Below are 23,672 nucleotides of genomic sequence, written 5' to 3'. Positions count from 1 at the left end.
GAGTAGACGCTAAAACAAAAGCTGCATCAATTACTTACTCGAAATACCTGACGATTTAGATAGGTTGACATTTTCTGCGATGGTCGGCAGGTTGGTCCCTCGCAAAGAGACAGGGCGGGTCCATTGAGGTTATTCCCGATTTTGTGAAAGGAACATGAAAAACCGGTCGGCGAATCGTTTATCTGGAGGTCATACAGCCACTGTTCAGGCTTCTGCCGTTCATCGCGTTTTCTAGTAGAAAGTCCTACAGAAGTGTCCTGCTTTTCATGAAGGATGTTTCAATCCTTAGTTGTTTAATGAACTGTTTCCACTGAAGGCCGTTTCGTTTGATCGACTTACCCGCTACCGACTCAACTCCCTCAAAGACCAATCCGTTGACCCTGTATCTGGCGCGTCTGGCGCCCTCCAGCCAACTGACCATGCGTTATGTTTTGCAGGACGCCGCTGACCGGTTGGGCTTCGAAGACATGAACGTCGAGGAGATTCCCTGGCACAACCTGCAACCTGAAGATGTCATCGCACTGGTGGCCACCTTGCGCACGGATGGCTACGCGCCGAACACCTCTTCGCTTTATGTCAACGCGGTGCGTGGGGTGATGAACGAGGCGTGGCGCATGAGCCTGATCAGTCAGGAACACTTGCTGAAAATGCGTTCGGTGAAAGGGATTGCCGGCACGCGATTGTCCCAGGGGCGAAACCTCAGGCGCACGCTGATCCAGGAATTGATGGCGGTCTGCGCCGCCGATCCACGGCCACAAGGGTTGAGGGATGCGGCGATCATCGGGATTTTGTATGGCTCGGGCATGCGCAAATCGGAATCGGTCAACCTGGACCTGAACCAGGTCGATTTCACCGAGCGCAGCCTTCGTGTGACCGCCAAGGGCAACAAGCAATTGATCAAGTACGCACCGGCCTGGGCATTCGCCAAGCTCAATGACTGGCTGGAACTGCGGCGCTCGCTACTGAAGGAGGGTGAAGTGGACGATTCGTTCCTGTTCAACCGCATCCGCCGCGGCAGCCACATCACCCGCGAGCGCATCACCAAACATGCGATCTATTACATCGCCCGACAGCGGGGCGCGCAGGTCGGTGTGAAAATCATGCCGCATGATTTTCGACGTTCGTTCATTACCCGAGTGATTGAGGAATATGACTTGTCGATCGCCCAGAAACTCGCCCATCACAGCAACATCCAGACCACGGCCAACTACGATGTGCGCGATGACAACGAACGGCGTCGGGCCGTGGACCGGTTCGATCTTTGATGGTCGGGGTTCAGGATTCGCTCAGTACGTGGGCATGGCCGATCGTCGAGACGTGAACCGCACTGCCGGCGGGTGGCGCATACAGGCCCGAACTGCGCACCATCAATGATCGACCTGGCTGTTGCCCGGAAGCCAAAGCCTCCAGTTCCACCGTCAACGTGCAGGTATTGCCGCTGAAATCCCGCTCGGTCACAACGGCACGACACCCGGCAGCCTCGGTTGGGCTGGGCTGGATGCTGACGAGTTGCAGTTGTTCGGGACGCAGCATGATCTGCGCCGATTTGTTGTTCCGGTGGTTGTTCACCGGTATCCGACCGAGATCGCAATGGGCCCAGCCGGCTTCGATTCTGGCGGGCATGACCACGGCATCCCCCAGAAACAGCGCGGTTTGTTCATCCTCGGGGTAGCGGTAAAGGTCCAGCGGATGGCCTGACTGCACCAGCCGACCATCGCGCATTACCGCCAGCTGATCGGCAAACGACAAGGCTTCACTCTGGTCATGGGTGACCAGAATGGTGGTCACGCCGGCGTCGGTCAGCAGCCGTGCGACCATTTTGCGCATGGCGCCTCGAAGTCCGGTGTCGAGGGCCGAAAACGGCTCGTCCAGCAACATCAAGCGCGGCTGTTGCGCCAACGCCCGCGCCAGCGCCACGCGTTGTTGCTGGCCACCGGAGAGTTCATGAGGCCAACGATTGGCCATGTTCGCATCCAGCGCCACGCTGTCCATCAACTCTGCGACTCGCTCCTGTTTTGCACCGCCCTTGATCGAAAGCCCGAAACCGATGTTGGCGGCCACGGTCATGTGTGGGAACAGCGCGCCGTCCTGCGGAACATAACCAATCAAACGCTGGTGCGCCGGGACTTCATGGGTATCGTCGACGAGCGTTTGGCCATTGAGTGATAGTCGGCCCGAGTCCGGGAATTCGAAGCCGGCAATCATCCGCAATAGCGTGGTTTTTCCTGAGCCGGACGGGCCGACGATGACCGTTCGGCTGCCCGTTGGCACCGACAGGTTGATGCTCTCCAGCGCTTGATGGGCGCCGTAGGACTTGGAAATGGAATGAAGTTCAAGAGCGTTCATCGGCCAGCCGTTCGTTTGGATTGGTGATAAAGAAGTCCGGTCAAGGGAAGCGACAGCAAAATCATCAGCAAGGCATAGGGCGCAGCCGCGGCGTAATCGATTTCGCTGGTCATGGCCCAGAATCCGGTGGCCAGGGTGCGTGTGCCGTTGGGGGCGAGCAGCAGGGTGGCGGTCAACTCATTGGTGATCGCCAGGAACACCAGTGCGGCGCCAGCGGCAGCACCAGGCGCGGCCAGGCGCAGGGTGATCAGCCACAATGCCCGGGCGGGGGAGCGGCCGAGGCTGCGGGCCATGTTTTCCAGCTCCACCGGCGCCTGTGCGATCCCGGCGCGCAAACTCACCAGGGCGCGGGGCAAAAACATCAGCAGGTACGCCAGCAGCACCGTGATGGTCGTCTGGTAGATCGGCCGGGCGAAATGGATGGTGGCGGTTACCAATGCCAGGGCCACGACGATCCCGGGCAACGAACTGGTGATGTAGTTGCAGCTTTCCAGTACACGTTGCAACCGGCCCGGAGAGCGAATTGACAGCCAGGCAATCGGAATGGCGGCGCAGGTGGTGAGGGCTGCACCCGCAAGGCCGAGCAGCAGCGTCTGCTCCAGCGCCGGCAGAAGTTCGTCCATCTGCCAGACCTGCGTACCGCCGGCTATCAGCCAGTTACCCAAGGTCACCAGTGGCACGCCCAGCGCCAGCGCACAGGTCGCGACCTGCACGGTCAGGGCGAGGAGGGTGGTTCCAGATTTCAGGCGCACCACTCGCTGTTCGCGAGCGCTTCCCGACCCGACCCGGGCGTAACGCGCCGTGCCGCGAGCGGCCGATTCGGCGGTCAGCATCACCAGGCAACACAGCGCGAGCACGCTGGCCAGCATGTTGGCGGCGGGGCCGTTGAAGGTGGATTTGAACTGATCGAAGATGGCCGTGGTGAAGGTGTCGAAGCGGATCATTGCGTACAGGCCATACTCGGCGAGCAGGTGCAGGCCCACCAGCAAAGCGCCGCCGCAGATAGCCAGGCGCAATTGCGGCAGCACCACGCGGAAAAATATCGCCCAGGGTTTTAGCCCCAGCGATTCGGCAACGTCTTCGATGGCCGGATCGAGCCTGCGCAGGGTTGCTGCAATCGGCAGGTAGAGGAACGGGAAGTAGGCGATGACCGAGACCAGAACCCCGGCAAACAGCCCGTGAATCGGTGGGACCAGACTGACCCACGCATAGCTGTGAACGAACGCCGGCACCGCCAGCGGCGCGGTCGCCAACAACGACCACCAGCGCCGCCCCGGCAGGTTGGTGCGCTCTGTCAGCCAGGCCAGAGACAGGCCTAACGTGACGCACAACGGAATCGTGATCACCACCAGTAAAACGGTGTTGATCAACAGTTCAGCGACCCGCGGCCGGAATACCAGCGGCACAAGGGTCGCCCAGCCTGTCTGAAACGATACGCCGATGACGAAGGCAATCGGCAGCAGCGACAACAGCGACACCAGCACCGACAAACCGATCACCCACGCGCCACCACGCCCCGCGAAGAGGCCGCGGGATCGTCGTCGCAAGTTCGCGGGTATCGCCTCGGCGACACCCGCTGGCAAGGTTTCAGGCATCAATTAGAGCAGTCCCGCCTGAGTCATCAACTCCACGGCTTTTTTACTGTCGAGTTTTGAAGCATCGACTGTCGGGGCGTCGAGTTGCTGCAAAGGCACCAGTTTTGGATTGGATTCAGCGTTCTTGCCCACCGCGTATTCGAACGATTTACCGGTTTTGAGGATGGCCTGGCCATCTTTGCCGGTAACCCATTTGAGGAACGCCTGGGCTTGTTCCTTGTGTTTGCTGGACGCCAGCACGCCGCCACCGGAGACGCTGACAAACGCGCCCGGATCCTTGTGCTTGAAGTAGTGCAGGGCGGTGTTCTTGCTGTTTTCGCCGGTCTTGGCCTGGTCGCCGAAGCTGTAATAGTGGTAGATCACGCCGCTGTCGACCTGCCCGGCGTTGACCGCTTTCAGTACCGCACTGTTGCCGCGATAGATCGTGGCATTGGCCTTCAACCCTTTGAGCCATTCCAGCGTGGCGGCTTCACCCTTGAGTTCCAGCACGGCGGCGACGATGGCCTGGAAGTCGGCACCGGCCGGTGAAGCGCCCCAGCGACCTTTCCAGTTCGGGCCAGCGAGGTCCATCAGCGACTTGGGCAGTTCGGCTTCGGGCAGTTTGCTCGGGTTATAGACAAACACCGTGGAGCGCGCGGCGATCCCCACCCATTTGCCATGGGCCGGGCGGTAAGCATTGCCGATCTGTTCCAGAGTGGCCGGCGCAACCGGCGCAAACAGCCCCGCGTTGTCGACCAGCACCATGGCCGGGGAGTTTTCGGTCAGGAACACGTCGGCCGGGGAGGCAGCACCTTCCTGCACGATCTGATTGCCCATCTCGGTGTCGTCGCCATTGCGCACGGTGACCTTGATCCCGGTTTCCTTGGTAAAGCCCTCGATCCAGGATTTGGTCAGGCTTTCGTGTTGGGCGTTGTAGACCACAATGCCATCGGCCTCAGCTGCATATACGTGGCCGGCGCTCAGCAGAGCGGTGGCCAGCAGTGCGGTTTTCAGGAAAGAGGGAAAATGGGCATTCATGCGTCGGCAGCTCCTGTTTTTTTAATCGTGCGCGCAGATTCGACAGCGTCGACGAGGTAGGTCGTCGATGAGTGTAGATCAATACGAATCATTTGCATGTTTAAGACGCGGCGAATGTAGTGCCTGAAATGAGAAAAAAACGTCAATTTAATCGTTAATTCCTGTCATTTGGCGTGTGGCTCGGGTACCGAGACAGTCACTCGCGAGCCGTTGCCTGGAGCGCTGTGCACGGTGATGTGGCCACCGAGTGTTTCGACAATGCGTTTGCAATGGGCAAAGCCCAGCCCGAACGAAGATGTTTGTGAGCGAGCTGCATCGGCGCGAAAGAACACCTGGCCCAGTTGCTTGAGTTCATCGGCGGACATGCCCATGCCGTTGTCACAAATGTCGATTGTGAAGCCAGTGCCTGGGTGGTGCGCAACGAGTACATTAATTTCACCGCCCGGGTCGGTGTACTTGATGGCATTGTCCAGCAGGTTACCGATGACCACTTCCCACTGTTCCTGAGTGCCCATCACCCGGCCCCCGGCATCGTCGAGCGACCGTAGGGAAAGATTGAGCTGCTTTTGTTCCGCCGCTTTACGCCAACGCTCGACAGCATCGAGTACGTTGTCATTCAGCACGCTCGACTGCCCGGCGGTGTCTGCGGTGCCTTCCAGTTCTGCCAGGTTCAGCAGGCCGAGTGACAGGCGTTTGAGCACTTGCATTTCGGTCAGTACATCACGGCAGGTCTGTGCGTAGTCTTCGGCCTGTCGGGGCCGGGCCAGAATCACCTCCAGTGCCGAGGTCACCGCAGCGATCGGCGTCTTGAGTTCATGGGAGGCGTTGGCGATAAACAGCCGTTGGCGCTCCAACACCTCCTGGACCGCGGTTTCCATTTGCGCGTAGCTGTCGAACAGCAGCTTTTCTTCCGCCGAATGCGGCTCGAACACCACTCGACGGGTGAACTCCGGCGGCTTCAATGTGCGCAGTTGTCGGGCGAAGCTGCGCAGGTTTCGGGTGGAGAACGACACCACGAAAAAACTGCCGAGCGTCGTCAGCAACAGTATTCCCGATGCAGCAAGCGCCACCACGCGTTTGAAGGCGGCGACCGCATCAAGTACCGGTTGTGCGTTGCTAGCCACCAGCAGCCTGGCCTTCATCGGTCCCTCGGGGCTATTGCGCTCAAGGTCGCCCATCTGCGCAATCCATTTTTCGTAACCGACGTCGAACAGGAACGTTTCTTCGCCGCCCGCCCGAACCTGATTCATGGCGCGGCGAAGTGATTCGCGCATGGGCGGAGTCGGGCCTTGAGAGTCTTGCAGCAGCGCACCGGATATCGATGACAGTGCGAAGTACATGTCGTGATCGTGATCCAGTTCCGAGGCAAACTCGCCGTGGCGCTGATAGACCAGATCACCGTCTTCGACACTGATCAATGATTCGATGACATCCGACTGGGTATCGAGATGGTGACGCAATTCATCGAGGCGGGTGGTTTGCACCCAATGACTCAGCCACACAAACCCGATCAGTAACACGCACGCCTGCACCAGGAACAAGGTGATGGCAATTTTTATGTTGAGTGCCAGGCTACGCCACACGAAGGATCAACCCCTTGCCGCGAATGGTTTCAATCTCGACGTTGGCACCTGTCAGCTTGCGCCGCAGACGGTTGAGCAGAACGTCCAGGCTGTTGCTGTCCGGCTCGCTGTCAAAAGGATAGAGCAGCCCCAGCAAAACCGTGCGGGTCTGCAACTGATTGGCCTTGCCGGCCAAAGCCACCAGCAGATCGTATTCCATGCCCGTCAGTACCAGCGGTCGGTCACCGATGCTGACCCGCAACGTGTCGAGTTCGATGTTCAGATTGCCCAGAGACAGCAATCTCGCGCCTCGGGCGATCGAGCGTCGATAGAGCGCATTCAAGCGCGACACCAGTTCGATCATTTCGAACGGTTTGGTCAGGTAATCGTCGGCGCCGCGATCCAGTCCCTGAACCCGATCCGCCACTTCACTTCGGGCGGTGACCATGATCACCGGCACCTCGTTGCCCATGCCGCGCAGTTCCTTCAGCACGTCCAGGCCCGATCTGTGCGGCAGCATCCAATCCAGCACCAGTACGTCGTATTCGCTCGATTGCGCGTAGTACAACGCCTCTTTGCCGTCCCTGGCCAGGTCCACCACCCAGCCTTCTTCCTCAAGCCCGCGCTTGATGCTGTTGCCCAGCAAAACATTGTCTTCAGCCACCAGAACTTTCATCACTCGCTCCCTGTCCGGGCGTTGCGCAGGAGGGCATTCATTGCATGTCCGCCACGCGCTGGCAAGCCATCGCGCAATAACGTGGCTTCGTTAACAAGCGGTTCATTTTCACCTCTTTAGACTGCCCGGCAGTGGCGAACGATGATCCTGCGGGTTCGATTCGCCTTCCAATTTCTCACCTGGACTTCCCTTATGAGCCTTTCCAGTCGACGTCTGTCGTTCATCTTCCTGACGGTGCTATTGGCCTGTCTGGTGGCCGCGACATTTTCCAGCCTGGCCACCCATGTGCGTTTCGGACTGGAGTTTCGCGGTGGTTACGAGATTTATTACGTTGTAAACCCGGCGCCGGGCAAAACCGAGGTTTCAAAGGATGACCTTTTGCAAACGGTCGCGATCCTGAGTAAGCGCGCCGATAGCATCGGCATTACCGAGCCGGACATCCGGGTTGAAGGCGCCAACCACATTCGGGTCAAACTGGCCGGCCTGACGTCTGCCGAGGAGTCGCGTTCCCTGCTCGGCAGCGCTCAGGGACTGCCCACCCTATTGACGGAGAAATACACCCAGACCGTCGGCAGCGTGCTGGGCAAGACGGCTCTGGCGGAAACGGTACAAGCGGGGTTGATCGGTATCGCCTGTATTTTCCTGCTGCTGGTGGGTCTGTATCGCATCGCCGGTTTGCTTGCCGCGTTTTGTACGGTGGTCTACCTCTGGTTATTGCTGATTGTATTCACAGCCTCGGGGGCGACCTTATCGCTGTCGGCGGTGGTCGCGTTCGTGCTGGGCATTGGCATGGCGGCAGACGCCAGCATCATCTGTCTGGAGCGCGTTCGTGAAGAACTCGGCCTCGGTCGGTCATTGCGCGAGGCCGTGCAAAACGGTTTCAACGGCTCGCTGCCGACAATTCGCGACGCGAACCTGGTGACCGCACTGGCCATGATCGCCCTGTTTGCGGCGGGCATTGGCCCGATCCAGGGTTTTGCGCTGACGATGCTGGTGAGCATCGTGATCAGCATCGCCACCAATTTTTTCCTGGTTCGCCGGCTAGTTCTGTGGCTGGCCGATACTCAATGGGTCAGCCAGCGCTGGTTGATCGGCAAGGGCAAATCACCCGCGACCACAGCCCGCAGTTTCAACTTCATTGGCCTGGGCAAAACAGCGATTTTTGTGTCATTGCTGACCATCGTCGCCGGATCGCTGTACTACCGTGCTCACGGTCTGAACCTGGACATCGATTTCACCGCAGGCACCGCGCTGGACATCGACGTTGACCGGGCGATTACTCAGCAAACGGCCACCCAAATCATGACCGAGGCGGGCACCATACCGGCCACGGTGGCTGTAGGCGGCGCACAGAATCAACACATCGCCGTGCGCTTCGATGAAGTGCTCAAACCGGCTGATCTGAAGCAAATCATTGCTGCATTCAAAGGCAAGTACCAGAGCGTCGAATACGAAGAGAACACCGCGGACCCAGGCGTAGCGCGAGACTTCGCTACCCGGGCGATCTACGCCGTGATTGCGGCGTTCGCCAGTATCGCGATTTACATCGGCCTGCGCTTTTCCTGGGCCATCGCCCTGGCGACACTGCTGCCGATCGTTCAGGATATTCTGATCGTCTCGGCGATATTTTCGCTGTTCAAGTTTGAGGTCGACGTCACCTACATCGCGGCCCTATTGACGATTATCGGCTACTCGCTGAACGACAAAATCGTGATTTTCGGGCGCATCGTCGAGAATGTGAAAAAATCCCCGCCCGGCGATCCAGTGTCCTTGTGGCGTTTGATCAACTTGAGTATCCGCCAGACCCTGGGGCGTTCGCTGTACACCGTGCTGACGGTAGTGATGGCGTCGACCTGCCTTTATTTGTTCGCGTGTGAGCCGTTGCAAATGTTTTCGCTGGCACTTGTGCTGGGGCTGATATCAGGTGCAGCGTCGTCAATTTTCATCTCCAGTGCGATCTGGCTGACCCTGTCGCGCCGCCAGCTATGGCCGGCCAAGGCTGGATCACCCTTGAAGATCAATCCTCGGTCTGTCCCGCACCTGGCATCAACGCCGTTCCTTGGCGCGCTGCTGGCGGTGTGTATGGTTGGTGTGGGCGGGTGGTTGTGGATTCCCGCCCAGGCAACGGCAGGCAAGTCGGCGCTCAGTATTTCGACCGATACGGGTTCCCTGGGAGACTTGTCGAACTTCCGGCAAATCACCGTGGACACCGCCCGCTTAGTGGATGCAGGAGATATAAAGGCAGCCAAGGCCCGGATCACTGACCTGGAAACCGCCTGGGATCGGGCCGAAGAAACCTTGCAACCCAAGTCTCCGGCTAACTGGACCTCCGTCGACAAGTCAATTGACCGCGCGCTGTCGCAATTGCGTTCGGGTAAGCCAGATCCGGCAGCCTGTGCAGAGGCGTTGAAAACCCTGCTGGCGAAGCTGGAAAACAAGCAGAGCAGTACCGCCCCCTCAGTGGTGGCCGCGACCGCGGGGTCCATGGGCGATTTGTCTTACCTGAAGGTCATTCTGTCCGACACTCAACAGCTGCTCGCCAGCGGCGACATGAAGGGTGCCCGCGCACGGATCACCGACCTGGAGAGTGCCTGGGATCAGGCCGAGGAAAAATTGCGTGCGATCGATCCTGAAGGCTGGACCTCGATCGACAAGTCATTGGACCGGGCATTGAAGCAGGTCAGGACGGGGTCGCCGGACCTGGCAGCCTGCACTGAGGCGCTGGATACCTTGTCGACGAAGATCACCAGTAAAAGCGCGCACTGACAGTTTGTTAAACCCGAATGAATCGAGAGGCCCCAAGGGCCTCTCTTTTTTGCCGGTATTGTCAGGGTTGGCTTTGCGGGAAAATCAGAATCTCCAGATTGCCGCGCTCATAACGCTTGCCATCGATGGGCAACAACTCGACTTCTTGCACTTCCTGGACACTGTTGACTCGCATCACCACGCCGACCGCGCCTTTTTTGCGGGCCTCGGTCATCCATTGGCCGACACTGTCCTTGGTCACTTTTCTTGATTCCATCGCGGGATCGTCGAGGCCGTACTTCAACTCGCCGACAGTGTTGTAAAGAGCGATCTGCGGCCGCTTCAGGCGCCAGGACAAGGCCGCCGCCGCCCCCAAATCGTTGCTCAGCAACGAGGTCGTCTGACTCAAGGCATCCAGATGCTCGGCAATGAACTGATCGGGCATCTTGCTATCGACGATCTGGGCGGGCATCGCGGCAGGCAGCAACGCAACCAGCAGCCAGATACCCAACGCCGGCGCTCCCCAGAACACCAATGGACGCAGGACTTGCAAGGCATTGGCGATAATCCAGCCGACCAACACGATAAACACCAGGGACAAACTGAACATCTCGGTGTTTTCATAGACCTCTTTGGTGGCCTGCAAATACAACAAGGCGATCAGGGCGCACGTGGCGATGACGGTGTTAAGCACTCCGTTGATGCGAATCGCGCGCCCTCGTGCCTGGTTCAGCAGCGTCATCAGTGCATGGCCCATCAGCAACGCCAAGGGCAACAGGCACGGCATGATGTAGGTCGGTAATTTGCCACTGCTCAGGCTGAAGAACCCCAGTGGCAACAGCAGCCAGAGCAACAGGAAACCGATCGTTGGCTGGCGTTTTTGTTTCCAGGCCTGGACGAATGTCGTGGGCAACAACGCAGCCCATGGCAAACTCGACACGACCAGCAGCGGCAGGTAGAACCACCACGGACGAGCGTGTTGAGCATCATCGGCAGCGAAACGGCGAATGTGTTCGTTCCAGAAGAAAAACCGCCAGAAATCCGGTTCCTGATGGTGGATTGCGAGCGCCCACGGCAGACAAACCACCATGGCGACAAGCACCGCCAACGGCCCGTAGCGCAACAGCTCACCCATGCGTCGTTGCCAGAGCATGTAGGGCAGGGCGATCAACGCCGGTAGTAGCCACGCCAGAAAGCCCTTGGTCATGAAACCCATCCCACAGGCAACGCCCAACAGCGCCCAGGCGCCGAGGCGACGACTCAAAGAACGGCTATCAATGGCGAACCACAGCGAGACCAGACTCAGGTTGGCCCAGAGCGTGAATTGCGGATCGAGGTTGGCATATCCGGCCTGACCGGCGATCAGCCCGAAACTCATGTACAGCATTGCGCAGGCAACGCTTTTGCGCCGGTCGCCCCATAAGCGGCTGGCCATCAGGTACGTCAGCCAGACACTCAGTCCTGTGCTCAGTGCCGAGACGATACGCACCCCGAACAGGTTGTCGCCAAAAATGGCCTGCGCGATGGCGATCATCCAGTACCCGGCGATCGGCTTCTCGAAGTAGCGAATGCCCATGAAATGCGGGGAGGTCCAGTTCCCGCTCAACAGCATTTCCTGGCTGATCTGGCCATAACGGGTTTCGTCTGGCGTCCACAGTCCATGGGACATCAGGGGCAAGAGATAAAACACCAAAAACGCCAGCAGCAACGCAGGTAGGGCCCAGCGTTCGGTGAGGGTGGAGGTCTGGACAGCGGGGCGCAGTAAATCGTCAGCAGCGTAGGACCGCAAGTTATCAGGTGTCATGATTCGACCTTGGCGCAGCAGAGGTTGCTCGGAGGGGGACGTGCGCAGGGCATTTCAGCGTGCGCGGAACTTTATCTGTGTCGTAAATCAATACTGATCCGAACTGCAAACATCAGGTCATGTATTTGTTAGTTGCGACGAGCGCTGAGAGCTTTTATCGAGGGTCCGCTCATCAAGACTGCAAACTTATTGCTTGATCCACGGGTCTTTAAACAAGGAGTGCCAATCACCGGCATTAAGTATGCCGAGTACTTGCAGCTGACCATTGGCATCAATACGGACAAATAACGAACTGCCATACTCACTCGAAGCCGCGTGTTTAAAACCGGTCTGGGCTTCGAAATCGCTGATGCAACCGCTGTGTGTCACCAGCACCAGATTGTGCTGGGCACGCTTGTGCGCCACCACATCATTACGCAGGGTTTTGCCACAGCTGGCCAACCATTCCTGGGTCATTGCGTCTTTGCCAAACATGGAATGCGAGGTTTGTGCCGTACGGGTGACCGGGCTGCTCAAGACATCGGTCTGGTCCATACCCAGGCGCTGGAACCCTTGGCCCACGGCCACGGCGGCATCGCTGCCGACTCGGGTAATGCCGTCGGCCGGGCCCAGGCAAGGATTGGCGGAGCGGTCGCAGCGCTCGGTATGGCGAACCAGTACGATGATCTCGCCTGCTTGCCACTGATTGATCAAGCGCGTAGTAGCGTCGGATCCGGTCGTGCCCAGATTGACCGGCGATCTTGGCCACAAGACAAAACCCGTCACTAACGCCACAGCGATGAGTGCCACCGCCGACAACGTCAGTCTGGTCAGCCGCGGGCTCAAGACTCGCTTGGGTAACTGCTTGCGCAATGAAGATTTAATCACGTTTTATTTACCCGTCAGTACGCAATAGCGAATAACTTACAATACGCCCATGACGAGTAACCTATCAGTCAAGCCAGAGCGCGGATTCAAAATTGAGGTGGTATAAGAGAGGCTAAATATCGGCAGGTGTGGGACAAGTGAAATGGATGTGAAAAATTTGCACGGATTATGGGCAGCGTCTAGTTAGTTTATGTTTGCGAACTCTTATCTTTTACACCTTGCTAGTGGAAACAAAGAATGGATTTCAAACAGAGCCTGACGAAAAGGATCGTCATCGTATTCGCCCTGATGAGCGCGTTGGTGGCGGGCGTATTTGCGGTGGGCATCGTCGCAACAGTGCACGTGGTTGAACGAAAGCTCACGACGACACGATTGGCAGGAGGGATGCACCGTCTGCTGTCGATGGACAATCCCGGTCAGTGGACCCATCAACCGGAAAAAGACGAGCTGTTTTTTACCCAGGGAGGGAAGGGCCTCATGGCGCTTGATTCGCAGCTGGAATCGCTACGTCTTGGATTTCAGGAAATCCTGTATCACGGCGCCGATTTCTACGCGATGGTCGAGGTCGTGGATGGACGCAAGTATGTGTTGCTGCGCGATCAGCAAAGCCTCGAACAGCGCGAGCGGATGTTGTTTGGTATCGTCATGGTCGGTTTCGTTTTGAGCATTCTGCTGGCGATTCTGCTGGGCCGGTTATTGGCTCGGCGTGTGATGGCTCCGGTGATTCGCCTGGCGCGCCAGGTGCGTCATCGCGATCAACTATTGGACCTCGCGTCGCCGCTTCGACCCGACTATGCGGCTGATGAGGTGGGAGAGCTGGCGCAGTCCTTTGACCAGACCCTGGGACGTCTGCGCGCAGCACTGGGCCGGGAAAAACTCTTCACCAGTGATGTCAGTCACGAATTGCGTACACCGCTGATGGTGCTGGGCGGCTCCTGTGAGCTTTTGCTGAGCAATCCCTCGCTGGACCCTCGTTCCGCGGCTCAGGTCAGCCGAATCGCCCGGGCCACCGACGAAATGCGTCAATTGGTCGAAACGTTTTTGATGCTGGCTCGCGCTCGAGAGGATTCCGGTTCGGAGGCGAATGCCACCCTCAAAGAAGTCGCCGATGCGCTGGTTGAAATCTGGGGGCGACTGATCCGGGAGAAGGGCATCGAATTCATTTACGACATCGAGCACGTTTCGTCGGATCGTCATAACCTGACGTTCCTGCAATCGGTCATGGGCAATTTGTTGCGAAATGCCTGGCACTACACGGATCAAGGCCACATTCGACTGACCCTGCGTGAACACGGCTTCATTATCGAAGACAGCGGCATAGGCATCCCGGAAGAAGAACGCCATGCGATATTTCAGCCGTTCGTGCGCGGTGACGAGAGTCGAGGTGAAGGGTTGGGGTTGGGCCTTTCACTGGTACAACGGATCTGCAGCAATCAGAACTGGCGAGTACAACTCAGTAGCGGCCAGCCCAACGGTTGTTGTTTCACCGTTGAGCTGGACCGCGAGTAAACCTTTTACTGAGCCGATGGACAGCCTCTCGGTGTTCCGGCGGCGGCCTGACTGATCAACGCGGCCAAGCGCTTGACGTTGCTCTGCTGAGCCGCTACCAGTTCATCGATGGACGGCCCTGAAGGTGTTTGCAAAGTGCTTCGGCACGTGACCAGCGCGTTATCGCTTTCGCCGAGGTTGCGCAGGCGCCATTTGACGTCAATCAGCGCGTATTGGCCGGGGATCGAGTCAAACCGTTGCACGTCCAGGCGCACCGACATTTTGCGCTGGGGATTACTGTTGACCAGTTGGTCCGCCAGGGCAGTGCGCAATTCATCCGACAGGCTCGCGCCCCACCACTCGGTTTCGAGGATCGCCATGCCACTGTTGCCCTGGCGAATGACGATCTGCGGGCGGTCGACCTGAGGAGGGACGCTGAGCCCCTCGATCTGGATATCCGCAGTGCTGGTCCTTGAATTGCTGCTCGGTTGGGCCGGGGTCAGGGTGTGGAATTGAATCGGCTCACTGCGGCACGCGGTGAGTAGCAACAATGCAGTGACCAAGCTGATCTTCAGCGGATAAACCATGAGTGATGCTCCTGTGGTCATTTGCGCGGCGGCCCCTGCAGGTCCATCGGCGCGGCATTGTCGGGACGACCGCGAATCAGCGATTCCGGATGCCGTCCCAGGTAATCCGAGAGTTCACGCAAGGAGCGCGACATGCGCCCGAGTTCGTCGAGGGTCTGACCTAATTGTTCGCGTTGCGGCGAGTCTTCGGCCAAGGTCGAACTGGCCGATTGCAGCGTCTTGCTGACATCCGCCAGCGTAGTCTGCACGCCGGGCAGGGTCTTGGCGTTGAACTGTGCGAGGCCTTTGCGCAGTTCGACGAGGTTGCTGTCCAGGTTGCCGGCAATTCGCTCGATCGGTAGTTGGTTGATCTTGTTGACCATGCCCTCCAGTTTTTCCTGCAATTGTTCGAGGCTGCCAGGAACGGTTGGGATGGAGACTGGACGGGCGGTTGGATCGAACACGACTTTCTCCGCTTTGGGGTAGAAGTCGAGCGCAATGTAGAGCTGACCGGTCAACAGATTGCCGCTCCTGGCCTGGGCCCGCAGGCCGTTTTCGATGAAGCTGCCGATCAGGCGTACGCCAGCGGCTTCGTCATTGGGATCATGCTTCAACACCTCGAGCATTTTGGTGTGGGCCTGGCCGAGTCGTTGCGGGTAGATCAGGATGCCGACATTGACCGGGAAACTGCGTTTTTTTGCGTCGAAATCCAGATTGACCGCCACGACTCTGCCGAACTCGATGCCAAGGAATTCCACCGGCGCACCGACCTTGAGCCCGCGCAAGGCCTGATCGAAACGCAAGCTCAAAAATTGCCCCTTGCCGCTGGGCGGGGCGAGGGCGGTTAGCTGGTCTTCGAACAGATCGAAGGCTTTGTCCTCTACGGCCGGTTGATCATTGGGACTGTAATCCGGAGCGCGGAAGGCGATACCGCCCACCAGAATGGATGACAGCGATTCGGTTTTCACCGAAAAGCCGTTGGCGCCGACGTTTACGTCGATGCCGCTGGCGTTCCAGAAACGGGTGTTTTCGGTCACGTAGGCATCATTGGGCGAATGCACGAAAATCTCGATATCGACCCCTTTACCGTCGGCATTCAGGGCGTAGGCCACCACTTGGCCGACCGGAATCTTGCGGAAGTAAACCGGAGAGCCGATATCCAGCGAACCGAGGTCATCGGTGTGCAGGGTGAAGCGCTTGCCCGGCTCGCCATAGGTAATCGGCGGCGGGTTTTCCAGGCCGGTAAAGTTTTTTGCGCGGGCGTCGGCTTGGCCGATGTCGGCGCCAATGTAGTCCCCGGACAGCAGAGTATCGATACCCGACACCCCGCCCGCGCCAATACGCGGACGCACAACCCAGAATTCCGAGTCTTCGCGGGTGAAACTTTCCGCCTGCTTGGACAGTTTGATGGTGGCGTTGACGCTCTTCTGATCGCTGCTCAGTTCCACGTCCGAGACATGGCCGATCACCACGTTGCGGTATTTGACCTCGGTCTTGTTGGCCGTCAGGCCGCTACCGGTTTTGAACATAACGGTAATGGTCGGACCTTCCTGCAACATGGTGTGTACGACCAGGGAAATCCCCACCAGCACCGCGACGATCGGCACGATCCATACCAGCGAAACGCTGAAACGACGGGTTTTAACAGGGGCCTGGCCGGGGGCTTGCGGCCCATCAGTGGCTTGCGACTTCATCCATGACCTCCTCGTTTTGCGGATTTTTCCGCTCTTTATCCCAGATCAGGCGTGGATCGAAACTCATTGCCGAGAGCATGGTGAAGACCACCACCAGGCCAAAGAACAGAATGCCGGGGCGCGGTTCTATATCGGCCAAGGCTTGAAACTTCACCAGTGAGGCCACCAGGGCAACCACGATCACATCGAGCATCGACCAGTAACCGATGAGCTCGACGAAGCGGTACAGCGTTGACCGCTGCTTGTTCGCCCATTGGCTGTCACGCTGAACGGTCACCAGTAACAGCGTCAGGGCGACGAACTTGATGCCCGGCACCGCGATGCTGGCGATGAAAATAATCAGGGCGATGTCCCAGGCGCCGTGCTGCCAGAACTCCACTACACCGCTCATGATCGTGCTATCGGCGCCGTTTCCGACCATCTTGGTGTTCATCACTGGCAGCAGATTAGCCGGGACGTAAAACGCCAGGGCAGTGAACATGTAGGCCCAGGTCCGGGCCAATGAGTTGGTTTTGCGCCGATGCAGCGGCGCGCCGCACCGTGTGCATTCGTGAGGTTCATCGGTCATGTCACAGGCCAGGCCGCAGCTATGACACAGGCACAGGTTGAGTTCACTCGCCACCGGGGGCCTGTTCATAAGATGTCCCATAGATCACGGATGTCGCGCCCGGCAATGCGGATCATCATCAGACTGAGAATGGCCAGGGCAAACAGGCCGATGCCGGGCAGCACATCCAGCAATCCGGCGAGTTTGATGACCGCGACCATCGCCCCCAGCAGACAGACCTCCAGCATGCTCCAGGGCCTGAGGGTTTCCAGCCAGCGCATGCAGAACCTGAAACCGGGCGAGCGCTGGTGGGCGAGGGCGAAGCTCAGGACCCAGATAAGCAGCAACAGCTGGAACATCGGCGCGATGATCATCGCGATCGCCGCCACCATGGCGATGAAAGTGATCGGCCCCAGACTCAGGGCCAGCACCGAATCCCAGAGTGTTGCGCTGTTTTTAAGGCCTTTGAGGCTGATGCTCATGACGGGATAGAAGTTGGCGAAAATCCACAGCATCAACGCGGTGAAGGTCAACGCCAGACGTTGTTCCACCGTCAGGCCGTTATAGCGCTGAAGCACGCCGCCGCAGCGTGTACACAGGGTTTTCTGATGTTTGGCGAGCGTGACTTTTTCATACACGCAGTCGCAGTGCTCGCAGATGATCAGTGGGTCAGTCGTAGCCATAGGCTGCACTCGCCAGGACGCAGGGAAGTCAGAGCACCTCCTCAATATAGAAGCGCCTAGCGATTGAGCAAATCTAAAGGCTGAACGAGGTGTTACAGATCGTTCCCACGCTCTGCGTGGGAACGATCAGTTGGGCGGTCAGCCGAGCAGTTCGCGCAGGCGATACCAGAACATGCCGAGCGCCAGCAGCGGGGAGCGCAGCATGGGTCCACCGGGGAAAGTCATGTGCGGCACGGCGCTGAACACGTCAAAGCCCTGACTGTGTCCGACGTGGATCGCTTCGCCCAACAGCTTTGCGCACCAGTGGGTCACGTTCAGGCCATGACCTGAGTAGCCCTGGGCGTAAAACACGTTCGGATGCTGGCTCAAGCGCCCGACCTGCGGGAAACGATTGGCGCTGATGCCAATCTTGCCGCCCCATTGATAGTCGATGCGCACGTTGGCCAATTGCGGGAAGACCTTGAGCATGTGTGGGCGCATGTAAGCTTCGATGTCCGCCGGATCGCGCCCGGAGTAATGACAGGCGCCGCCGAACAGCAAACGCCGGTCTGCCGAGAGCCGGTAGTAATCCAGGCCGACTTTCTGGTCGCAGAGCGCCAGATTCTGCGGGATCAATTGCGCTGCAACGTCGGGCGCCAACGGTTCGGTGGCGATGATGTAGCTGCCCGCCGGGAGAACCTTGCCGCTCAGCTTAGGTTCGAGCTCTTCCAGGTGAGCGTTGCACGCCAGCACCAGACTGCCGGCGCGCACCGTGCCGCCGGCACAGCGAACCTGCACCGTGCTGCCATGGATCAACTCCAGCACCGGGCTCTGTTCGAAGATCTTCACCCCGAGGGATTGCGCCAATAGCGCTTCGCCAAGGACAAGATTGAGCGGGTGCAAGTGACCCGAGCCCATGTCGACGAGACCACCGGCATACACGCCTGAGTTCACCACTTGCTGACGGATCTGCTCCGGCCCGACGAGTCGGGTTTCGTGGGCGTAACCCGATTCGGCAAGGCCTTGCTGCTCAGCCTTGAACGCCGCGAACTGCGCTTTAGTATTGGCCAGTTCACAGAACCCCCAGCGCAGGTCGCAATCAATCCCGTGCTCACGAATGCGGTTGCCCACGAGCGCTACCGACTCGACGCCCGCATGCTCAAGGTAGCGCACACCTTCTTCACCGACATGACGGGCAAAACCGCTGACGTCGTGGCCGATGCCGCGGATCAACTGACCACCGTTGCGCCCGCTGGCGCCCCAGCCGATTCGCCGGCCCTCCAGCAGAATCACCGAGAGCCCGCGCTGCGCCAGTTCGATCGCCGTGTTAACGCCGGTAAAGCCGCCGCCGATCACACAGACATCGGCTTCAAGGTCCTCGGCCAGTGTAGGGTAGGGCGCCATTCCATTGGCCGATGCCGCGTAATAGGAACGAGCATGTTCGTTGCTGTACTGGTTCATTGGTTGGACTTCACTTTGCTCCAGGAACGGGTCATCAAACGCATGATTGCCTGGGGCGGGGTGGTGGAAATGTAGAGCTTGTCGAGGACTGCCTGTGGTGGGTAAACCTCAGGGTTGTTGACCAGCTCAGGGTCCATGTCTTGCTTGGACGCCGGGTTAGGGTTGGCGTAACCGACCGACGCACTGACCTTGGCAATCACTTGCGGATCGAGCAGGTAATTGATGAAAGCATGCGCCTCTTTCTGGTTGCTGGCGTCTGCGGGAATCGCCAACAGGTCGAACCACAAATTACTGCCTTCCTTGGGAATCGCGTAGGCGATGTTCACGCCGTTCTTGGCTTCCTTGGCCCGGTTCGCGGCCTGGAACACATCACCCGAGTAACCGAAAGCTACGCAGATGTCGCCGTTGGCCAGGTCAGACACGTACTTGGAGGAGTGGAAGTAGGTGATGTAAGGGCGGAGGGTCAACAGCTTGGCTTCAGCCTTTTTGTAATCCTCAGGATTCTCGCTGCGCGGGTCCATGCCCATGTAGTTGAGGATCGCCGGGAACACTTCATCGGCCGAATCCATCATCGACACGCCGCACTGACTGAGTTTTTTCAAATTCTCCGGTTCGAAAAACACCGCCCAGGAATCGATGCGGTCAATGCCGAGCACTTGCTTGACCTTGTCGACGTTGTAGCCGATACCGTTGGTGCCCCACAGGTACGGGACCGAGTGCTCGTTGCCCGGATCGTTTTTCTCCAGCAGCGCCAACAGTTTCGGGTCGAGGTTCTTGAAGTTGGGCAGCTGCGAACGATCGAGCTTCAGGAACGCGCCAGCCTTCACCTGGCGAGCGAGGAAGTGGTTGGACGGCACCACCACGTCATACCCGGTGCGGCCAGCGAGCAATTTGCCCTCCAGGGTTTCGTTGGAATCGAATACGTCGTAGATCACCTTGATCCCGCTTTTCGCCTGGAAGTCGACGAGGGTGGTCTCGCCGATGTAATCGGTCCAGTTGTAGACGCTGACCGTTGGCTGAGCCTGTGCAACGGCGCTGAACAACAACGCCAGTGCGACTGGAGCCACGGATTTCAATAGACGCATACGACACCTCTTCTAATTGTTGGATTTTTCAGGCGTTTCTTCGGTGCTTGGTAGGCCGTCTTCGCGAGCAAGCCCGCTCCCACAGGGGTACGCATTTCAAATGTGGGAGCGGGCTTGCTCGCGAAGAGGCCGTCATAGACACTACAAATCTCAGACGCTGAGCAGCAGGAACTCTCGCTCCCACGAGCTGATCACGCGCTTGAAGTTCTCGTGTTCGGCGCGCTTGACCGCCACATAACCACGGACGAATTTGTTACCCAGATATCGGCCGATGGTTTCGCATTCTTCCATCTGCGTCAGAGCGTCTTCGATGGTGATCGGCAGGCGCAGATTGCGACGCTCGTAGGCACGACCTTGCACCGCAGCACTCGGCTCTATGCGCTCGACCATCCCCAGATACCCGCACAACAGGCTCGCTGCAATCGCCAGATAAGGGTTGGCGTCAGCGCCCGGCAAACGGTTTTCCACGCGCATCGCGTCCGGCGTTGAGGTCGGCACACGCAGGCCCACGGTGCGGTTTTCTTCGCCCCATTCGACGTTCACTGGCGCCGAGGTGTCCGGCAGGAAGCGGCGGAACGAGTTGACGTTCGGCGCAAACATCGGCAGCACTTTGGGGATGTACTTTTGCAGGCCGCCGATGTGGTGCAGGAACAGCTCGCTCATCTGCCCGTCGGCATCGGCAAAGATCGGCTGGCCGGTGGTGATGTCCACGACGCTCTGGTGGATATGCATGGCGCTGCCGGGCTCATCGCCAATCGGTTTGGCCATGAAGGTCGCGGTGACGTTGTGCTTGAGCGCCGCTTCGCGCAGGGTGCGCTTGAACACGGTGATCTGGTCGGCCAGATCCAGTGCGTCGCCATGACGGAAGTTGATTTCCATCTGCGCCGGGCCGTCTTCGTGGATCAAGGTATCGAGGTCCAGGCCCTGAAGCTCACACCAGTCGTACACGTCTTCAAACAGCGGATCGAATTCGTTGGCGGCGTCGATGGAAAACGACTGACGACCACTTTCCGCACGGCCCGAACGCCCCAGCGGTGCCTTGAGCGGCAAGTCCGGGTCTTCGCAGCGCTGGGTCAGGTAGAACTCCATTTCCGGCGCGACAATCGGCCGCCAGCCTTTGTCGGTGTACAGCTGCAGGACTTTTTTCAGCACGTTACGCGGTGACAGCTCGATCGGGTTGCCGAACTTGTCGAAGGTGTCGTGAATCACGATGGCGGTGGGCTCGATGGCCCATGGAATCACGTACACCGCGTCGGAGACGGGCTTGCACACCATGTCGATGTCGGCCGGGTCGAGCAGGTCGTAGTAGATGTCGTCGTCGACAAAGTCCCCGGTTACCGTTTGCAAAAGCACACTTTCCGGCAGGCGCATGCCTCGCTCATGCAGGAACTTGTTGGTGGGTGCAATTTTGCCGCGTGCGATGCCGGTCAAGTCGCTGACCACACACTCGACTTCGGTAATCTTGTGATCTTTCAGCCACGTGAGCAGCTGATCGAAAGGGACATTCATAAAGACCTCGTTATTGGTTTTATTAACGCCGGGGAGGCTGGTTTCATCCACCACACACTTCCCCTGTGGCGCGTTGACGACTATCTTGGGCGAGCCTTGACGTTCCATCTATCCACTTTCAGCAGCACCAAAACGCACCAAACGAGTGCGTAAGGTCACCCATGACAACGTGCAACCCCCTGCAAGTCCAAGCGTTCAACACCGCCGATGTAGCCGAGCAAATCCGCGCCACGCCGGGTTGGGTGCAGCATTACCAACAAATGTCACCGGGGCATTTCGCCGGGCGCGTGCGCTACCTGGACCTGCAAGGCGTGGAGATTTACGAGGAACAGATGAACACGCGGGTCGAGCAGAATTTCAGCGCGCCCGAAGGTTCGCTGGCGTTCTGTTTCGATCGCAGCGACAACGCGCTGTACGTGTTGAATGGCGAAAGCCGCAACATCTGGATCACCCCGGAGAACTACCAGGAAATCGCCGTGGTGTTCGGTCCGGAGTTCGTGCAGCGTCACGGTTTGAACGTGGCCAGGCTCGAAGGCCTGTTCATGGCGCCACTGAATTCGGGGCAGAACGCGTTGTTCAGTCGCTGGCTCAGCGGGACATTGACCCGACTGGGGCAGACGCTCGATCCGCCGAGCAAGGAGGCGTTGACCCAGCAGTTGCTGGAAGACTGCCTGTACATCCTCGACAACGCGTGTGTTTGCCTTGATCGCGGAGGCTTACAGCGCCGCGCCGAAGAGCGTTCGGTGATGAAGCGCATCGGTGAGTGGGCGGCTGATGCCCCGGAGGAAACCCTGAATCTGCTGGAGCTTTCGCAGGTCGCCGGGGTTTCGTTGCGGCAGTTGCAGCATGCGTTCAAGGCGTATACCGGGATGACCCCGACCCATTGGCTGCGCTTGCGCCGACTCAACAGCGCACGCCGCGAATTGCTCAGCCGCACAGCGATGGACACCACCGTTGCCGAAGTGGCGATGCACTGGTCGTTCTGGCATTTGGGGCGATTTTCCAGCAGCTATCGGGCGTTGTTCAACGAACTTCCCAGTCAGACGCTCGCCCGCAAACCCTGTGGCGCACCAGGTCGCGGGTAAGCCCGGACACGTCAGCGCGGCTTTGTGGCTTTCGCCGATTTGCTGTTGCCCGGCATGTGCAGGTAAGCCATCACGCTTTCGGTCAGCTCGGTCGCCAGCTTGACGGCTTCCTTGTTGCGCGCCATCACGCCCGCCACCAAGCCTTCGATCAAGGCAAGAACCGCGATGTTGGAACTGGTCAACACCGGATGGTCGGCGGGAGCAAACAGCACGTGTTCGGCAATGCTGGTGAGCGGCGAGGCGGGTGAATCGGTAATTGCCAGCACTGTGGCGCCACGCTCATTGGCGAAACGGGCGAGTTGCAGGGTGTCGAGGGAATAGCGCGGCAGGGAGATCGCCAACAACACATCCTGATCGGTAATCGCGGCCAGACGGTAAGCGGCGTTTTCGTTGCCGCCTTCCATGCTGATGGCGGTGGCGTCGGCGCAGAAGGGCATCAGGGTCGAGGCGGCGAGGCCGGCGAAGTAGACGCTGTTGCCAAAGCCCAGAATGTAGATTTTGCGCGCGGTGGTCAGGCGCGTGACGAAGGCTTCGAAGGTGTCTGCATGGTTGTTGGTCGCCGCCGTGGCGAGGTTGCTGCTGGCGCTCTGGATTTGCTCATGCAGGCCAAACGCGCCGCCAGGGCGATGCGCCAGTTCGTTACGCAGTTTGTCGACCGGCGACACCATTTGCTGCAACGTCGCGACCAGCTCGGCCTTCATGCCGGTGTAGCCACCCAGGTTCAGGGCCTTGGCCAAACGGTTGACCGCGGCTGGCGAGGTGGACGTTTCGAGAGCCATCTCCTCGATGGTCAGCGTCGCGGCCCTCAGCGGGTGACGCAGGATAAAGTCCGCCACCTTGCGCAGTGACGGCTGCAAATCGCCAACGATCTCCGCCAGTTTGCGCATAACCGGTGCGGCATAGACCGTGGTGTTTTTCGATGGGGTCGGCATATCCGGCTCAACATTTCCTGAGGGTTGGAGA

The 23,672-nt window shown here is 58.9% G+C and carries 19 protein-coding genes; 4 read left to right on the top strand and 15 right to left on the bottom strand.

What is annotated here, in order from left to right; all coding sequences use genetic code 11:
- The first annotated feature begins 326 nt into the window (after positions 1–326).
- The gene (locus ACYZTZ_RS13065; protein WP_371928194.1) at positions 327–1,265 is read left to right on the top strand and encodes a site-specific integrase; all 939 of its coding nucleotides are present in this window, start codon (positions 327–329) and stop codon (positions 1,263–1,265) included.
- A gap of 10 nt (positions 1,266–1,275) precedes the next feature.
- Here ACYZTZ_RS13065 and ACYZTZ_RS13060 read toward each other — a convergent pair whose 3' ends face one another.
- The 5 genes from ACYZTZ_RS13060 to ACYZTZ_RS13040 form a co-directional block, all read right to left on the bottom strand.
- Positions 1,276–2,346: an ABC transporter ATP-binding protein gene (locus tag ACYZTZ_RS13060; protein WP_461998494.1), complete on the bottom strand. Its 1,071-nt coding sequence runs from the start codon at positions 2,344–2,346 to the stop codon at positions 1,276–1,278.
- The gene (locus ACYZTZ_RS13055) at positions 2,343–3,941 is read right to left on the bottom strand and encodes an ABC transporter permease (RefSeq protein WP_461998493.1); all 1,599 of its coding nucleotides are present in this window, start codon (positions 3,939–3,941) and stop codon (positions 2,343–2,345) included. Before ACYZTZ_RS13055 ends, ACYZTZ_RS13060 begins: the two co-directional genes overlap by 4 nt.
- Positions 3,942–3,944: 3 nt before the next feature.
- Positions 3,945–4,958, bottom strand: a complete 1,014-nt coding sequence (locus ACYZTZ_RS13050) for an iron ABC transporter substrate-binding protein (protein WP_461998492.1) — start codon at positions 4,956–4,958, stop codon at positions 3,945–3,947.
- A 164-nt stretch (positions 4,959–5,122) separates the two neighbouring features.
- Positions 5,123–6,541 (bottom strand): sensor histidine kinase, encoded by a 1,419-nt coding sequence (locus tag ACYZTZ_RS13045; protein ID WP_461998491.1) that lies wholly within the window; start codon positions 6,539–6,541, stop codon positions 5,123–5,125.
- Entirely contained in the window at positions 6,531–7,196 is a 666-nt protein-coding gene (locus ACYZTZ_RS13040; protein ID WP_461998490.1) for a response regulator transcription factor, read from the bottom strand. Before ACYZTZ_RS13040 ends, ACYZTZ_RS13045 begins: the two co-directional genes overlap by 11 nt.
- A gap of 192 nt (positions 7,197–7,388) precedes the next feature.
- On the opposite strand from ACYZTZ_RS13040, the gene secF reads away from it, so the two are divergent.
- Positions 7,389–9,962, top strand: coding sequence for a protein translocase subunit SecF (gene secF / locus ACYZTZ_RS13035; RefSeq protein WP_461998489.1), 2,574 nt, complete (start codon positions 7,389–7,391; stop codon positions 9,960–9,962).
- Between the two features lie 61 nt (positions 9,963–10,023).
- Here the strand turns inward: secF and arnT are convergent, their stop codons facing one another.
- Together arnT and pmrG are read right to left on the bottom strand one after the other, a co-directional pair.
- Positions 10,024–11,745 (bottom strand): lipid IV(A) 4-amino-4-deoxy-L-arabinosyltransferase, encoded by a 1,722-nt coding sequence (arnT, locus tag ACYZTZ_RS13030; protein WP_461998488.1) that lies wholly within the window; start codon positions 11,743–11,745, stop codon positions 10,024–10,026.
- A gap of 186 nt (positions 11,746–11,931) precedes the next feature.
- Entirely contained in the window at positions 11,932–12,612 is a 681-nt protein-coding gene (gene pmrG / locus ACYZTZ_RS13025) for a lipopolysaccharide core heptose(II)-phosphate phosphatase PmrG (RefSeq protein WP_461998487.1), read from the bottom strand.
- 237 nt (positions 12,613–12,849) lie between these two features.
- Here pmrG and ACYZTZ_RS13020 point away from each other — a divergent pair, with 237 nt between their 5' ends.
- Positions 12,850–14,121, top strand: coding sequence for a sensor histidine kinase (locus ACYZTZ_RS13020; protein ID WP_461998486.1), 1,272 nt, complete (start codon positions 12,850–12,852; stop codon positions 14,119–14,121).
- Between the two features lie 5 nt (positions 14,122–14,126).
- On the opposite strand, the gene ACYZTZ_RS13015 is transcribed toward ACYZTZ_RS13020, so the two are convergent.
- From ACYZTZ_RS13015 to ACYZTZ_RS12985, 7 genes are all read right to left on the bottom strand, one after another.
- Complete coding sequence (locus tag ACYZTZ_RS13015; RefSeq protein ID WP_461998485.1) at positions 14,127–14,687, bottom strand: PqiC family protein; 561 nt, start codon at positions 14,685–14,687, stop codon at positions 14,127–14,129.
- A gap of 17 nt (positions 14,688–14,704) precedes the next feature.
- Positions 14,705–16,360: a PqiB family protein gene (locus ACYZTZ_RS13010; RefSeq protein ID WP_461998484.1), complete on the bottom strand. Its 1,656-nt coding sequence runs from the start codon at positions 16,358–16,360 to the stop codon at positions 14,705–14,707.
- Positions 16,341–16,997: a paraquat-inducible protein A gene (locus tag ACYZTZ_RS13005; RefSeq protein WP_461998483.1), complete on the bottom strand. Its 657-nt coding sequence runs from the start codon at positions 16,995–16,997 to the stop codon at positions 16,341–16,343. The genes ACYZTZ_RS13010 and ACYZTZ_RS13005 overlap by 20 nt, the downstream gene beginning before the upstream one ends.
- Positions 16,994–17,590 carry a paraquat-inducible protein A gene (locus ACYZTZ_RS13000; RefSeq protein WP_461998481.1) on the bottom strand — a complete coding sequence of 199 codons (597 nt, stop codon included), beginning with the start codon at positions 17,588–17,590 and terminating at the stop codon, positions 16,994–16,996. Before ACYZTZ_RS13000 ends, ACYZTZ_RS13005 begins: the two co-directional genes overlap by 4 nt.
- 138 nt (positions 17,591–17,728) lie before the next feature.
- Positions 17,729–19,030, bottom strand: a complete 1,302-nt coding sequence (locus ACYZTZ_RS12995; RefSeq protein ID WP_461998480.1) for an NAD(P)/FAD-dependent oxidoreductase — start codon at positions 19,028–19,030, stop codon at positions 17,729–17,731.
- A complete protein-coding gene (locus ACYZTZ_RS12990; RefSeq protein ID WP_461998479.1) occupies positions 19,027–20,115 on the bottom strand; it encodes a polyamine ABC transporter substrate-binding protein in 1,089 nt (362 codons plus the stop codon). Before ACYZTZ_RS12990 ends, ACYZTZ_RS12995 begins: the two co-directional genes overlap by 4 nt.
- Positions 20,116–20,265: 150 nt before the next feature.
- Positions 20,266–21,624, bottom strand: a complete 1,359-nt coding sequence (locus ACYZTZ_RS12985) for a glutamine synthetase family protein (protein ID WP_461998478.1) — start codon at positions 21,622–21,624, stop codon at positions 20,266–20,268.
- 161 nt (positions 21,625–21,785) lie between these two features.
- On the opposite strand from ACYZTZ_RS12985, the gene ACYZTZ_RS12980 reads away from it, so the two are divergent.
- Entirely contained in the window at positions 21,786–22,709 is a 924-nt protein-coding gene (locus tag ACYZTZ_RS12980) for a helix-turn-helix domain-containing protein (protein ID WP_461998477.1), read from the top strand.
- Positions 22,710–22,720: 11 nt separating this feature from the next.
- Here ACYZTZ_RS12980 and ACYZTZ_RS12975 read toward each other — a convergent pair whose 3' ends face one another.
- Complete coding sequence (locus ACYZTZ_RS12975) at positions 22,721–23,641, bottom strand: MurR/RpiR family transcriptional regulator (RefSeq protein WP_046047033.1); 921 nt, start codon at positions 23,639–23,641, stop codon at positions 22,721–22,723.
- Positions 23,642–23,672: the final 31 nt, after the last annotated feature.

Source organism: Pseudomonas sp. LB3P58, assembly GCF_054897895.1.
This window is presented reverse-complemented; position numbering and strand designations above follow the sequence as displayed.

Bases quoted from the DNA above. Each gene is read 5' to 3' on its own strand.
- ACYZTZ_RS13000 (WP_461998481.1), bottom strand. From the start codon at position 17,590: ATGGCTACGACTGACCCACTGATCATCTGCGAGCACTGCGACTGCGTG.
- ACYZTZ_RS13055 (WP_461998493.1), bottom strand. From the start codon at position 3,941: ATGCCTGAAACCTTGCCAGCGGGTGTCGCCGAGGCGATACCCGCGAAC.
- ACYZTZ_RS12995 (WP_461998480.1), bottom strand. From the start codon at position 19,030: ATGAACCAGTACAGCAACGAACATGCTCGTTCCTATTACGCGGCATCG.
- ACYZTZ_RS12975 (WP_046047033.1), bottom strand. From the start codon at position 23,641: ATGCCGACCCCATCGAAAAACACCACGGTCTATGCCGCACCGGTTATG.
- secF (WP_461998489.1), top strand. From the start codon at position 7,389: ATGAGCCTTTCCAGTCGACGTCTGTCGTTCATCTTCCTGACGGTGCTA.
- ACYZTZ_RS12990 (WP_461998479.1), bottom strand. From the start codon at position 20,115: ATGCGTCTATTGAAATCCGTGGCTCCAGTCGCACTGGCGTTGTTGTTC.
- arnT (WP_461998488.1), bottom strand. From the start codon at position 11,745: ATGACACCTGATAACTTGCGGTCCTACGCTGCTGACGATTTACTGCGC.
- ACYZTZ_RS13050 (WP_461998492.1), bottom strand. From the start codon at position 4,958: ATGAATGCCCATTTTCCCTCTTTCCTGAAAACCGCACTGCTGGCCACC.
- ACYZTZ_RS13015 (WP_461998485.1), bottom strand. From the start codon at position 14,687: ATGGTTTATCCGCTGAAGATCAGCTTGGTCACTGCATTGTTGCTACTC.
- ACYZTZ_RS13010 (WP_461998484.1), bottom strand. From the start codon at position 16,360: ATGAAGTCGCAAGCCACTGATGGGCCGCAAGCCCCCGGCCAGGCCCCT.
- ACYZTZ_RS12985 (WP_461998478.1), bottom strand. From the start codon at position 21,624: ATGAATGTCCCTTTCGATCAGCTGCTCACGTGGCTGAAAGATCACAAG.
- ACYZTZ_RS13040 (WP_461998490.1), bottom strand. From the start codon at position 7,196: ATGAAAGTTCTGGTGGCTGAAGACAATGTTTTGCTGGGCAACAGCATC.
- ACYZTZ_RS13005 (WP_461998483.1), bottom strand. From the start codon at position 16,997: ATGAACAGGCCCCCGGTGGCGAGTGAACTCAACCTGTGCCTGTGTCAT.
- ACYZTZ_RS13020 (WP_461998486.1), top strand. From the start codon at position 12,850: ATGGATTTCAAACAGAGCCTGACGAAAAGGATCGTCATCGTATTCGCC.
- ACYZTZ_RS12980 (WP_461998477.1), top strand. From the start codon at position 21,786: ATGACAACGTGCAACCCCCTGCAAGTCCAAGCGTTCAACACCGCCGAT.
- ACYZTZ_RS13060 (WP_461998494.1), bottom strand. From the start codon at position 2,346: ATGAACGCTCTTGAACTTCATTCCATTTCCAAGTCCTACGGCGCCCAT.